The organism is Pseudomonas emilianonis, assembly GCF_023072625.1.
GTDB classification, from domain to species: Bacteria; Pseudomonadota; Gammaproteobacteria; order Pseudomonadales; family Pseudomonadaceae; genus Aquipseudomonas; species Aquipseudomonas paraveronii.
On sequence record NZ_JAKNRV010000133.1, the window covers coordinates 1 to 13,190 of the forward strand.

Annotated in this window: 12 protein-coding genes; 10 read left to right on the top strand and 2 right to left on the bottom strand. The window is 60.4% G+C overall.

Annotation, left to right across the window (positions count from 1 at the left end):
* From L9Z73_RS15025 to L9Z73_RS15050, 6 genes are all read left to right on the top strand, one after another.
* The coding region (locus L9Z73_RS15025; RefSeq protein ID WP_430624293.1) for an alpha/beta fold hydrolase at positions 1 to 424 on the top strand (424 nt) is incomplete at its 5' end.
* Between the two features lie 38 nt (positions 425 to 462).
* The gene (locus L9Z73_RS15030; RefSeq protein ID WP_247402275.1) at positions 463 to 897 is read left to right on the top strand and encodes an acyl-CoA thioesterase; all 435 of its coding nucleotides are present in this window, start codon (positions 463 to 465) and stop codon (positions 895 to 897) included.
* Positions 898 to 952: 55 nt separating this feature from the next.
* The gene (locus L9Z73_RS15035; RefSeq protein WP_247402277.1) at positions 953 to 1,918 is read left to right on the top strand and encodes a tRNA dihydrouridine synthase; all 966 of its coding nucleotides are present in this window, start codon (positions 953 to 955) and stop codon (positions 1,916 to 1,918) included.
* Between the two features lie 429 nt (positions 1,919 to 2,347).
* The gene (locus L9Z73_RS15040) at positions 2,348 to 3,136 is read left to right on the top strand and encodes a hypothetical protein (RefSeq protein WP_247402279.1); all 789 of its coding nucleotides are present in this window, start codon (positions 2,348 to 2,350) and stop codon (positions 3,134 to 3,136) included.
* A 158-nt stretch (positions 3,137 to 3,294) separates the two neighbouring features.
* Positions 3,295 to 4,182 (top strand): hypothetical protein, encoded by an 888-nt coding sequence (locus L9Z73_RS15045; RefSeq protein WP_247402282.1) that lies wholly within the window; start codon positions 3,295 to 3,297, stop codon positions 4,180 to 4,182.
* 93 nt (positions 4,183 to 4,275) lie between these two features.
* Positions 4,276 to 5,556 (top strand): hypothetical protein, encoded by a 1,281-nt coding sequence (locus tag L9Z73_RS15050; protein ID WP_247402284.1) that lies wholly within the window; start codon positions 4,276 to 4,278, stop codon positions 5,554 to 5,556.
* Positions 5,557 to 5,559: 3 nt separating this feature from the next.
* Here the strand turns inward: L9Z73_RS15050 and L9Z73_RS15055 are convergent, their stop codons facing one another.
* Positions 5,560 to 8,838 (bottom strand): EAL domain-containing protein, encoded by a 3,279-nt coding sequence (locus L9Z73_RS15055; RefSeq protein WP_247402287.1) that lies wholly within the window; start codon positions 8,836 to 8,838, stop codon positions 5,560 to 5,562.
* 66 nt (positions 8,839 to 8,904) lie between these two features.
* Positions 8,905 to 9,795: a LysR family transcriptional regulator gene (locus L9Z73_RS15060; RefSeq protein ID WP_247402290.1), complete on the bottom strand. Its 891-nt coding sequence runs from the start codon at positions 9,793 to 9,795 to the stop codon at positions 8,905 to 8,907.
* Positions 9,796 to 9,942: 147 nt separating this feature from the next.
* On the opposite strand from L9Z73_RS15060, the gene leuC reads away from it, so the two are divergent.
* The 4 genes from leuC to L9Z73_RS15080 all read left to right on the top strand — a co-directional run.
* Entirely contained in the window at positions 9,943 to 11,361 is a 1,419-nt protein-coding gene (gene leuC, locus L9Z73_RS15065) for a 3-isopropylmalate dehydratase large subunit (RefSeq protein WP_247402293.1), read from the top strand.
* Positions 11,362 to 11,371: 10 nt separating this feature from the next.
* The gene (gene leuD / locus L9Z73_RS15070; protein ID WP_094953214.1) at positions 11,372 to 12,016 is read left to right on the top strand and encodes a 3-isopropylmalate dehydratase small subunit; all 645 of its coding nucleotides are present in this window, start codon (positions 11,372 to 11,374) and stop codon (positions 12,014 to 12,016) included.
* Positions 12,017 to 12,169: 153 nt separating this feature from the next.
* Entirely contained in the window at positions 12,170 to 12,934 is a 765-nt protein-coding gene (locus tag L9Z73_RS15075; protein ID WP_247402295.1) for a class I SAM-dependent methyltransferase, read from the top strand.
* Positions 12,935 to 12,986: 52 nt separating this feature from the next.
* The coding region (locus L9Z73_RS15080; RefSeq protein WP_247402297.1) for an isocitrate/isopropylmalate family dehydrogenase at positions 12,987 to 13,190 on the top strand (204 nt) is incomplete at its 3' end.

Genomic DNA, 13,190 nt, shown 5'->3' on the forward strand with positions numbered 1-13,190 from the left:
TTCCATGGGGGGCGCCAGTGCGATGCTGGCGGTGCAATTGGGGCTGCGCACCGAAGCGCTGGTGAGCATTGCTGCGCCATCGCGCTTCCTCGATGTGCTGCGTGGGTTCGCCGGCATGGTCGGGTTGCCGTCGCGGGCGCGCTCGGCGTTTATCCAAGAGGTCGAGCTGACCCTGGGCATGCCGCTCAAGCATTTGGACGTGGCCCATTACCAGATGAACCTCCCCGGTCTGATCGTGCATGCCGAAGACGATACCTTCGTGCCGGTCAGCGCGTCCCAGGTCATCCACGACGCCTGGTTCGACAGCCGGCTGTTGCGCCTGGAGCAGGGCGGACACCAGCGAGTGCTGGCCGATCCCCGGGTGGTCGACGCGGTGCTGGCCCTGCTGGCGGGCTGCCGTTTACAGGCGCGTCAAACTGCCTGATACACTGCCCTGCCGACATCAATCGACTGGAGCAAGGCATGGGCTGGGATTTGGCAACGCCGTTTATCATCGATCTGCAGGTCGCCGCTGAGGATATCGACGGCCTGGGGCACGCCAATAACGCGGTGTACGTGTCCTGGCTGGAACGTTGCGCCTGGCGCCATTCCCAGCGCCTGGGGCTGGACCTCACCGAGTACCGGCGACTGGACCGCGCCATGGCCGTGGTACGCCATGAGATCGACTACCTTGCAGCGGCCTATGAAGGCGACGAGTTGCAACTGGCGACCTGGATCGTCGACTGGGACCAGCGTCTGAAAATGACCCGTCGTTTCCAGTTGGTACGCCCTCGCGACGGCACGACCTTACTGCGCGCGCAAACCACCTTCGTCTGCATCGAACTGTCCAGCGGCAAGCCCAAGCGTATGCCGGCGGAGTTTCTCGACGGCTACGGCCCCGCCCTGACAGGGGGTTAACGGTTGCGGCGGGAAACCCAGTAAACTGCGCCACGATTTTTGTTGAGTGTTTTCCATGCAAATTGCTTTAGCGCCCATGGAGGGGTTGGTCGACAACATCCTGCGGGACGTGTTGACTCGCGTGGGCGGTATCGACTGGTGCGTGACCGAATTTATCCGCGTCAACGACCGCCTCCTCACCCCAGCCTATTTCCATAAGCTCGCCCCGGAACTGCTGCACGGTGCTCACACCGCCGCTGGCGTGCCGCTGCGTGTGCAGTTGCTCGGTTCCGACCCGGTGTGCCTGGCGGAAAACGCGGCGCTGGCCTGCGAGCTGGGCTCGCAAGTGATCGACCTGAACTTCGGCTGCCCGGCCAAGACAGTCAACAAGTCGCGCGGCGGTGCGGTGCTGCTCAAGGAGCCGGAGTTGCTCAACCGCATCGTCGAGCATGTGCGTCGCGCGGTGCCGGCGCATATCCCGGTGACCGCCAAGATGCGCCTGGGCTTCGACAGCCCGGATGGCGCGCTGGTCTGCGCTACGGCCCTGGCAGAGGGTGGTGCGGCGCATATCGTTGTGCATGCACGGACCAAGACCGATGGCTACAAGCCGCCGGCCCACTGGGAGTGGATTCCACGCGTGCAGGATGTGGTCAAGGTGCCGGTGTTTGCCAATGGCGATATCTGGAGTGTCGAAGACTGGAAGCGTTGCCGCGAAGTCAGCGGCGCCGAAGACATCATGCTCGGTCGCGGGCTGGTTGCGCGTCCGGATCTTGCGCGGCAGATCGCGGCGGCGCGGGCAGGCGAAGAGGTTGTGGCAATGACCTGGGCGCAGATGCAGCCGATGCTCCAGGACTTCTGGACCCAGTCGGTGGCGCAACTGACCGAGCGTCAGGCGCCCGGGCGGCTGAAGCAGTGGTTGGCAATGTTGACGCGCAATTATCCCGAGGCGGTGGAGCTGTTTACCGCAATGCGCCGCGAGACCGATTTGAAGCAGGTGAGTCGATTGCTGGGGATTGCCCATCCTGGTGAACCTGAGTCATAAGCTATAACGCTTGAATGCCTTTGAAGTGCATTGCAACAGTGGATGAATGCGTGGGGTGTTTCAATAAAATGCTTCGTATCGAAAGATGCGGGGCATTTTGCGTTTATGCGGGTTGGAATATCACACTCGGCGGCTGCGCAGTGTCTGGGGTTGTATCGGTAAATTGCGCAGAACAGGGTTTATTAGCGTGTGTGTCCCGTTAATGTTCGGCAGAGGTACTTGGGTTGCGGGTTTTTCTAAATGGCTATGAGGCAAAATCCGAAAGTTTGATTTGGTTTCCTTATATAAGTCGCGATTTCTGGAACTCGATGGCCTCACATTCCACGAAAGTACGGACTGTGAAGCAGCGTGAGTTGCGTCCAGCCAATAAAAACTCTCGCGTCTTTGGCCAATTAGCTGAGCCGGGTCGTGCCAATAAGGAACTCGCTGATGTCTCTAACGATTAACCATTCGCCCTTCCTCAATGTTGATACAACCGCCACGGGGCGGCAGCCGTCATCTACGTCGACAGCCATCCACCAATCGGGTACTTCGGGGGGCAACGCGCTTGCCACTCCTGTGGCATTGCGTCATGACCATTTCAAAGTGTCGAACAATGAAATGACGATTGACGCAGGTGGCTTCTCGCGGTTGATTGACATGCTCGAGCAAGTCTTCAAAACCATGCGCGAGATATTGTCGGGGAAGAATAGTGCGCCTGGTGCATTCCCCACTCAGTATAAGCCGCTCGCCGCTCCAGTCGATGCGCGCCAACTGCCTGGACACTCTACATTGACGCTTGACCCGCGAGGGCAGCACGCTTTGTCGGTGTCACCACACGTGCACAAATCCGGCGTCTCCGTGACCAAGGATGCCAACGCCAATGTGCAGGTGAATGTAAACGTCGGCCACTGTCCTTGCCCTGATACCAAGGCGCTTGCGAACAGCGTAGTGGTACCCCATGTCCCGCCCCTGCCCGAGACAGTTCGCAAGCTTAACGTGATGCCGGAGCGTCACATTCACTCCCATGTCAGGCCGACCCCAAGTCCTGGCGTGATGCCCAGCCATGCGCATGGCGTCACTCCGCAGCCGACTGTACCCGTGGTTCCGCCGATTACGCCACCGCCACCGCCGCTGCCGGATACGCCCGCCCCGGATGTCACCAGCCCTGGGCCGGCGGAAAGTCGATTTGATTCGAGGGACTGGCGCATCAGCCCCCGGTCACTGCGCCGGTCTTGACGTTATCAACCTCTTTTAATAAGAACGAATAGGGCGCGCACTTCTTTGAAGTTTAATGTTTCGGGAAGTGCATGCCAGTGGAGACATGTATGTTGTGTTGTTCAATTAATAATATTGCGCGTGTCGTGGATGTGCGTCAGTTACTTCCGGTTGATTCCATGAGTGCAAAAAATGAACAATTGCCTCAGTTCGACAGCGTCGTAAATGATCCGGCTTCTGGAAATAATGCCCGGCCGATAAATGCGCAGGATAACAGCGCTGGCGTGGCGAATAACTCAGATGCAGTCGATAAGTTAGTGACACTGTTCACGTCTTTTTTTTCTCAATTAATCAGCCTGGTGTCTGATAAGAAAGATAAAGCCGTGCCGGATATAGCCCCGCCACAACCTGAGGTCGCGCCGCGCGTGGTGCCAGAGCCGGCGGCGCCACAACCTGCGCCTGCTGCGAACATTGCTGGCCTTTCGGGAAAGCGCAATGGAGCGAAGCCCGACAACATCTGGAGCGGCTTTCGCCAAGGACCGGATGGCAACTGTGTGACGGTGTCGGCCATCAAGGCGGCGATGTACCGGTTTGGCCAAAGCCCTACGGATATTTTCAAGGAAGTGAAAAAAAACGAGCGTGGCTATGAGGTGATTATGCGCGATGGCGTATCCGTCAATCTGACGGACCGGGAGCTCACCGAAGGCGGGCGGGGGGCAAAATTTGTCGGACGTGACAAAGAGATGCTCAAGGATGCGGAGTTTCTCTTTGCGGTCAGTGCCAAGCGTGCCCAGAACGAAAACAACGATGGCAGGGCCGCGCGCAGTTTTAGTGCGGCGATCCGCAGTCTGAATGATGGCGAGGATGAGAGGGGGGCGGGGGAAGGTTTGAAGCGGCTGGGGTTGAGCAAGCATATGAAGAAGGTTTCTGTGCGCGAACTCGCCAATGGGCAGTTGGGCATGTGCAATCGGGCCCAGCATTCGGTGGCGGTTATCAACGGCCGCGAAGAGCTGTGGGGCCGACAGGGAAAAGCCCCCACGCAGGGTGATGCCATAGCCCTAATGTGACGACGGTTGTTTTCAGTTCAGCGAACAGTGCAGCCAGTCTGAATCTGGCTGTCTGTTCGACAAATGCTTTTTAAGGTGCCAGGAACTCAGTGCATGAATATCTCCACAGGTGGCCGTTCAGTGAATGCAACGGCCCAGCAACGCGATGCTTTGCGCGTATTTCCGGTGAAGCCTGCAGGTGAAAAATCGGCCGATATCGCTTTGGCGTTCAATGCGACCGAGCGGCGGTTTGGCGAGAACTTTGATTGCAGCACCCACGCGGCCGTGATCAAGTTGATGATGATGACGTTCGGTCAGCGCCCAGCCGCGATGTTTAATGAATTAGTACCCTCGAGTGACGGGTACGACGTCACGATGAAGGATGAATTCAAGCTGCACCTGTCCCGCCAGGAGTTGCAGCAGGCGTCGCAGGCTTCACGCTTCGCGGGAGCGGACAGCGAGGTGGTCAAGGATGCCAACTTTGTGTTTGCAGCCTTTGTTAAGCGCAAGCAACTGACCCAGGGGTATGCGACGTTTGAAGCCGCCTTGTCGAAGACGCTCGAGGGCGAGACTCCCCAGCGTTGCATGCAAGGTATGGGGGTGTTCGGCCTGTCTCAGTTTGTTCCGGTGAGCGATATGGCGGGCCAGGGGGCGGTCGGTGTACTGGGAACCCATAACCGCGGGGCGGCACTGGTGCGCGAGGGGGTCAGGCATGACGGTGGTGCACCGCAAAAGGCGGATCGGGGTTACGGGTACATGTTGTTCAACGACCAAGTGTCGCCCTCAAGCAATCGCGACGCCGTCCCTGTGGTCCCGAGCATCCGGCCTGCGGACATCTGGAGTGGATTTTACCAAGGGGTAGAAGGCAATTGCGTCACGGTATCGGCGATCAAGGCGGCGATGATCCGGTTCGGGCAGGACCCCAGGGGGATCTATAAGCAGGTTCACATCACGCCGGCCGGGTATGACGTGGTCATGCGAGACGCCTTCCGGCTGCAACTGACCCACGAGGAAGTGCGCCAGGCCGCCGCCGAGTCGAACTTTTATGGCAGTAATCGGCCGTTGCTGGATGCCGCCCACTTTTTGTACGCGGTCAGTGCCAAGCGCGCGCAGATCGAGAACAACGATTTTCGTGCCCGCGAGAGTTACACGGCGGCTCTGCGTACCCTCAACGATGGTGAGTTCCCAGGCGAAGCGCTGCGCCGCCTCGGGTTGTTTGGCTACTTGCGTGAAAGTACGGTCGCAGAGTTGGCCAAGGGTGCGATCGGCACCCTGGCGGACAATGGGCATTCGGTGGCGGTGATCGATGGGGTGCTGGATTTCTATGGAGAAAAGCACGACTTGGCCTCATCGCGTTGGATGAATTCTGGGTTTCGGGCCCTGAAGCTGGTCTGAGCCTTAATCCAGCAATAGCCTGAACCCTTCTATCGGTAATGGCCGGCTGTGCAAATACCCCTGGAACAAGTGGCAGCCCAGCTTTTGCAGGAACGCCAGTTGCTCCGGGGTTTCGACGCCTTCGGCGATCACCTCCAGGTTCAAGCTGCGGGCCATGGCCACAATGGCGCGGATGATTTCGGCGTCGTTGGGGTCGTGGGTGGCATCGCGCACAAAGGACTGGTCGATCTTCAGCGCATCCACCGGCAAGCGCTTGAGGTAGGTGAGTGATGAGTAACCGGTACCGAAGTCGTCCATTGCAAAACTGACGCCGAGCTTTTTCAGGCGAAGCATTTTGCTGATGGTGTCATCAAGGTTCTGGATCACGATGCCTTCGGTGATTTCCAGTTTCAGCAGGCAGTAGGGCAGTGAATGCTGCTTGAGGCTGCGCTCGACCCGTTCGACAAAGTCGTCCTGGCGAAACTGTCGAGGGCTGATGTTCACGCACAGGCTGAAATTCTGCGGGTCCACCTTGCCTTCTTTGATCAACTGCTCGAAGGCGGCGCACGCTTCATCGAGTATCCAGGTGCCGACTTCGAGGATCAGGCCGCTATCTTCCAGCACCTTGATGAATTCGGACGGCGCCTGCGCGCCCAGTTGCGGATGCTGCCAACGCACTAGAGCCTCGGCACCGACGATCTTATTGCCGCGCGCGTCCACCTGGGGCTGGTAATGCACGCTGAATTCGCCGCGTGCCAGGGCCAGGCGCAGGTCGGTTTCCATGCGCAGTCGTTCGCTGGCGGTTTTCTGCATGCTGTTGTGGAACATCTGCGTTGCGTTGCGCCCCGAATCCTTGGCCCGGTACAACGCGATGTCAGCACGTTTGAGCAAGTCGGCTGGGGTCGAGCCATGATCGGGGATCAGCGCCACGCCAATGCTCGGCGTGACCTGCAGGCGTTGGCCGTCGAGGAACATCGGCTCGGACAGCAATTCACGCAGGGTATCGGCCAGTTCCTGAACCTGGGCGCTGACTTCGGTGCGCGTGCCCTCCAGGCCGCTGAGCAGCACCACGAACTCATCGCCACCCAGGCGCGCCACGGTGTCTTCCATACGCACGCTGGCTTCCAGGCGTGCGGTGACGATTTTCAGCACGGTATCGCCCACCGGGTGGCCGAGGGAATCGTTGATGTGCTTGAAGTGGTCGAGGTCGAGAAACAGCAATGCGCCGCGCAGGTTATGGCGCTTGAGCAGAGCGATCTGCTGGCTCAGGCGGTCCATCAGCAGCGCCCGGTTGGGCAGGTTGGTCAGCGGGTCGTGGTAGGCCAGGTGGCGGATCTGCGCCTGGGCGTTTTTCAACAGGCTCACATCCCGTGCGGTCAGCAGCAGGCAGGGGGTTTCATTGAGGGTGATCGGCTCGACTGAAACTTCCACCGCCAGCACATCGCCGCGCTTGTTGTGCCAGAGCATTTCCAAATGGCGAATACGGCCTTTGAGTTGCAGTTCGGCCAGCAGCACCGCGCGCTGGTTTTCATCGGCCCAGATGCCGACCTGGTACAGCGTCAGGCCAATGACGTCTTCGGCGCGAAAACCGGTCAGGCGGCAGAAGCCGTCGTTCACCTCCACATAGCGGCCGGTGTCGTGTTCGGTGATGGAAATCGCGTCGGGGCTGGAATGAAAGGCCTTGGCGAATTTTTCTTCGCTGGCCTTCAGCGCGGCCTCGGAACGTTGCTGCTGGGTAATATCGCGCAGGGTGGTGACGATGCACGGCTGGTCGCCGACCTTGATCAGACGGCTGGAAATCACGCAGGTCAGGGCCTGGCCGCTTTTGTGGTGCGCAACGATGGCCACGTTGCTCAGCGCCTGGTCGCGAATCACCTGTTCGATGCGTTGCAGGCGCTGGCTCGACTCGTCCCACAGGCCGATCTGTTCGGCGTTCATGTTGATCACTTCGGCGGCCGTCCAGCCAAAGGTCTGGGTGAACGCGGGGTTGATCTCGATGAACTCGCCGCTGTCCAGGCAGGTGACGCAGATCGGGTCGGGGCTGGCCTGGAACAGGCTGGCGAACTTTTCTTCGGAGGCGCTCAGGCGTTGTTCGCGCTCGACCTGGTCGGTGATGTCCAGCAGGGTGCCGGCCATGCGCAGCGGCGCGCCTCGCTCGTCGCGGTACAGGCGTGCGCGGCTTTCCAGGTAGCGCGAGCTGCCGTCTTCCAGTGGTACGCGGTAAGTCAGCTGATAGTTGCCGGCCGGGCCTTCGCGCAGGGTGCGATAGGCATTCCGCATATTCTCGCGCTCTTCTTTAGGCATACCCTCGAAAAACGCCTCGAACGATTCATGGAACGCCTCGAACGGCAGGCCGTGCAGTTGGGCCGCGCGTGCCGAGCCATAGAGCATGCCGGTGGGAATGTGCCAGTCCCAGGTGCCCAATTGCGCCGAGTCCAGGGCCAGGTCCAGGCGCTCTTGGCTGTCCTTTAAGGCTTGTTCGGCGTTTTTACGCTCGGTGGTGTCTAGAAAGGTGCTGATCAGGTAGGCCTCGCCCTCCAGTTCGACTTTCTGTGCGCAGAGCGTGCCGTCGTGGATCTGCCCGTTGCTGGCACAGAACCGCACTTCCATGGTGATGGGTTCGCCCTTGCGCTGGGTGGCCTTGACCAGTTGTGCGCGCTGTTCGGGGTGGCGCCACAGGCCAAGGTCCAAGGTGGTGCGACCGATGGCGTCGGCGACCGGCCAGCCGAAGAGGATCTCGAAATACTGGTTGGCTTCGCTGATCAATCCGTCGGACTGGCGGGTGAGCAGGACCATGTTCGGGCACAGGTGAAACAGCGTGGCGAAGCGCTTTTCGGAATGGCTGAGGGCGTGTTCCCGATCGCGCTGGCGGGTGGTCTCGCGGATCACCCCGATCATGCGGCGCCGGCCGGCTTTGTCCGGTGCCAGGCTGCCATTGATTTCCAGCCAGTGCTGGCTGCCATCCGGCCACTGGATATGATGGTGCATGGCCTGCTCGAATGGCTCGCCGGCGACGATCGCGTGAAACGCGCGGACCACCCGGGCGCGGTCTTCTGGCGCGAGCAGGTCCAGGTAATCCAGATCCTTGGGCAATGGTTGGCGCGGGTCAAAACCGAACAGCGCCTGGGTGCCCCGTGACCAACTGATACGCCCGGTATCGATTTCCCAGCACCACGCACCCAACCGTGCAGCGTTAAGCGCTGCCAGCAGTTGCGGGGCGCTGTCCCAGCTTTGTTCCGCCTCTTCAGGGTCCAGGGCGTAAATGCGGGGCAGGGGTGGCATTGGGTCGACGGGATTGCGCATTATCAAAAAGCCTTGGCTCGATGGGCGTTCGGCGCGGTTTTGCTCAGGCCTTGAGGCCGCACAGTTTCATGCCGGTGTCCCTGGCAGATCGACCTGTGCATCCAAAAGGCTCATAAAAGCCCGCGCAGCGTTCGACAGCGTCCTTTCGGTATGCACGATATAGCCTAGCTGGCGACTGAGTTGTATGCCCGGCAAAGCGATACTTGCCACTTGATCGTCGAGCATGGTGCGCGGTAATACGCTCCACGCCAAGCCGATGGACACCATCATCTTGATGGTTTCCAGATAGTTGGTGCTCATCGCGATGTTCGGCGTGAGGCCCTGGGCCTCGAACAGGCGTCTGACAATGTGGTGGGTAAACGTATTGCCACCGGGAAAAACCGCCGGGTGCCCGGCGATGTCCGCCAGGCTGACCGAGCCGTTGTGGGTCAGGCTGTGCTCCGGCGCCACCACGAAATCCAGCGGGTCGTCCCACACCGGGGTGGCGCGCACCAGGTTGTGCGGCTCGGGCGCCAGGGTGATCACCGCCACTTCGGCGCGGCCATGCAGGATCTCTTCGTAGGCCACTTCCGAGTCGAGAAACTGAATATCCAGCGCAACGTTGGGGTATTGCCGGGTGAAGGTGCGCAGGATCGGCGGCAGGCGATGCAGGCCGATATGGTGGCTGGTGGCCAATGTGAGACGCCCGCTGACTTCGCCGGTGAGGTTGGTGAGGGCGCGCCGGGTGTCGTCCAATACGTTGAGAATCTGATAGGCGCGGGGCAACAGGGCGCGCCCGGCTTCGGTCAAGCCGACTTCACGGCCCAGGCGATCGAACAAACGCACCTTTAATTGTTGCTCCAGGCCGGCAATGCGTTTGCTGATGGCTGGTTGGGTCAGGTGCAGGCGCTCGCCGGCGCCGGAGAAACTGCCGGTCTCGGCGATGGCGATAAAGGCATTGAGGTTGGCCAGGTCCATTGTGGTATTCCAGTTGGTAATCCAAAGCATAAAAAATATGAATTTGAGTTATTTAATGTAGCGCCATACCATCAGCCTCACAAGCCAAAGGGTTATTGAATGTCTCAAGACCCGGGGCATAGAAAGACCGCTGATGAGGACCGACTGATGGCCGGCAAAACGCTTTACGACAAGCTTTGGGATTCCCATGAAGTGAAACGGCGCGACGATGGCTCGTCGCTGATCTATATCGACCGTCACATCATCCATGAAGTGACCTCGCCCCAAGCGTTCGAAGGCCTGCGACTGGCCGGGCGCAAGCCTTGGCGTGTCGACTCGATCATCGCCACCCCGGACCACAACGTGCCGACCACCCCGGAGCGCAAGGGCGGGATCGACGCCATTGTCGATACCGTGTCGCGCTTGCAGGTGCAAACCCTCGACGACTACTGCGACGAATATGGCATCACCGAATTCAAGATGAATGACGTGCGTCAGGGCATCGTTCACGTGATTGGCCCGGAGCAGGGTGCCACCTTGCCCGGCATGACCGTGGTCTGCGGCGACTCCCACACCTCCACCCACGGCGCGTTCGGTGCCCTGGCCCACGGCATCGGCACGTCCGAGGTGGAACATGTGTTCGCCACCCAGTGCCTGGTCGCCAAGAAAATGAAGAACATGCTGGTACGCGTCGAAGGCCAATTGCCGTTTGGCGTGACCGCCAAGGACATCGTGCTCGCCGTGATCGGCAAGATCGGCACCGCCGGCGGTAACGGCCATGCCATCGAATTCGCCGGCAGCGCCATTCGCGACCTGTCCATCGAAGGCCGCATGACCATCTGCAACATGTCCATCGAAGCCGGTGCCCGCGTGGGCATGGTGGCGGCGGATGAAAAAACCGTCGAATACGTAAAAGGCCGTCCATTCGCCCCGAAAGGCGCGGATTGGGAGGCTGCTGTCGAAGCCTGGAAAGACCTGGTTTCCGATACCGACGCGGTGTTCGACAGCGTGGTCGAACTCGACGCCACCCAGATCAAGCCGCAAGTCAGCTGGGGCACCTCGCCGGAAATGGTCTTGGCCGTCGACCAGAACGTGCCGGACCCGGCTAAGGAAACCGACCTGGTCAAGCGCGGTTCGATCGAGCGTGCCTTGAAGTACATGGGCTTGAAAGCCAACCAGGCGATCACCGACATTCAGTTGGATCGCGTGTTCATCGGTTCCTGCACCAACTCGCGGATCGAAGACCTGCGCGCCGCGGCGGTGATCGCCAAGGGCCGCAAAGTCGCCTCGACCATCAAGCAGGCCATCGTGGTGCCGGGTTCGGGCCTGGTGAAAGCCCAGGCCGAAGCGGAAGGCCTGGACAAGATCTTCCTCGAAGCCGGTTTTGAATGGCGTGAGCCGGGCTGCTCCATGTGCCTGGCGATGAACCCGGACCGCTTGGAGTCCGGCGAGCATTGCGCGTCGACCTCCAACCGTAACTTCGAAGGGCGTCAGGGCGCCGGTGGGCGTACCCACCTGGTCAGCCCGGCCATGGCCGCCGCCGCTGCCGTCAACGGTCGTTTCATCGACGTTCGCGAATTGATCTGAGGAATACCCGATGAGAGCTTTTACCCAACACACAGGTCTTGTCGCACCGTTGGACCGTGCCAACGTGGACACTGACCAGATCATCCCCAAGCAGTTTTTGAAGTCGATCAAGCGCACCGGTTTCGGCCCTAACCTGTTCGACGAGTGGCGCTACCTGGACGTGGGCTACGCCTACCAGGACAACTCCAAGCGCCCGCTGAACAAGGACTTCGTGCTCAACGCCGAACGTTATCAGGGCGCCAGCGTGCTGCTGGCGCGGGAAAACTTCGGCTGCGGTTCCAGCCGCGAACACGCGCCGTGGGCCCTGGAAGAATATGGCTTTCGCAGCATCATCGCGCCGAGCTACGCCGACATCTTCTTCAACAACAGCTTCAAGAACGGCTTGCTGCCGATCATCTTGAGCGATGCCGAAGTGGACGAGCTGTTCAAGCAAGTCGAAGCCGATGTCGGCTACCAACTGACGGTTGACCTCGCGGCACAGACGGTGACTCGTCCGGACGGCAAGGTGTATCACTTTGAAGTCGATGCTTTCCGTAAGCACTGCCTGATCAACGGCCTGGACGACATCGGCCTGACCTTGCAGGACGGCGATGCGATTGCCGCGTTTGAAACCAAGCATCGGGCCAGCCAGCCTTGGTTGTTTCGCGACGCTTGATGTGATGTAGGCAGGACCGCCGCCATCGGGAGCAAGTGCCCTCCCACATGTTGAATTGTGAACACGTTCAAATGTGGGAGGGGCGGTGCGACGATTCGACTTGCCCCCGATGGGGCCAGAACAAACACCACAAGGTCCATTGAGGAAACTCCCATGACCAACACCGCCCACACCCAAGTCGTGCAAAAACAATTCGGCGAGCAGGCCTCGGCCTACCTGAGCAGTGCCGTACACGCCCAAGGCACTGAATTCGCGCTGCTCCAGGCCGAACTGGCCGGGCACGGCGCTGCGCGACTGCTGGATTTGGGCTGCGGTGCCGGTCATGTCAGTTTCCATGTGGCGCCGCTGGTAAAAGAAGTGGTGGCCTACGACCTGTCCCAGCAAATGCTTGACGTGGTCGCAGCCGCTGCCGTGGACCGTGGCTTGGGCAATATCCGCACGGTACACGGCGCCGCTGAGCGCTTGCCGTTCGCCGATGGCGAATTCGACTTCGTGTTCAGCCGCTATTCGGCGCACCATTGGAGCGACCTCGGCCTGGCCCTGCGCGAAGTGCGCCGGGTGCTCAAGCCGGGTGGCGTGGCGGCGTTTGTCGATGTCTTGTCACCGGGCAGCCCGCTGTTGGACACTTACCTGCAAACCGTCGAAGTGCTGCGCGACACCAGCCACGTGCGCGATTACTCCGCCGCCGAATGGATGCGCCAGCTCAGCGAAGCCGGTCTGCATGTGCGCAACAGCAGCCGCCAGCGCCTGCGGCTGGAATACACCTCGTGGGTCGAGCGCATGCGCACGCCGCCGGCCTTGCGCGCGGCGATCCTTGAGCTGCAACAGGCGATGGGCCAGGAAGTCCGCGATTACTATGAAATTCAAGCCGACGGCACCTTCAGCACCGACGTGCTGGTGGTTTGGGCCGAACGCTGAGTATTTTTCCCGACCTGCCTCTGGGCGGGTCGCACGATGAAATGAGGAACGCATGAGCAAGCAGATTCTGATTCTCCCAGGCGACGGTATTGGTCCGGAAATCATGGCCGAAGCGGTCAAAGTCCTGGAGTTGGCCAACACCAAGTACAACCTGGGCTTCGAATTGAGCCACGACGTGATCGGCGGCGCGGCCATCGACAAGCACGGTGTGCCCCTGGCCGACGAGACCCTGGACCGCGCCCGTGCGGCCGACGCC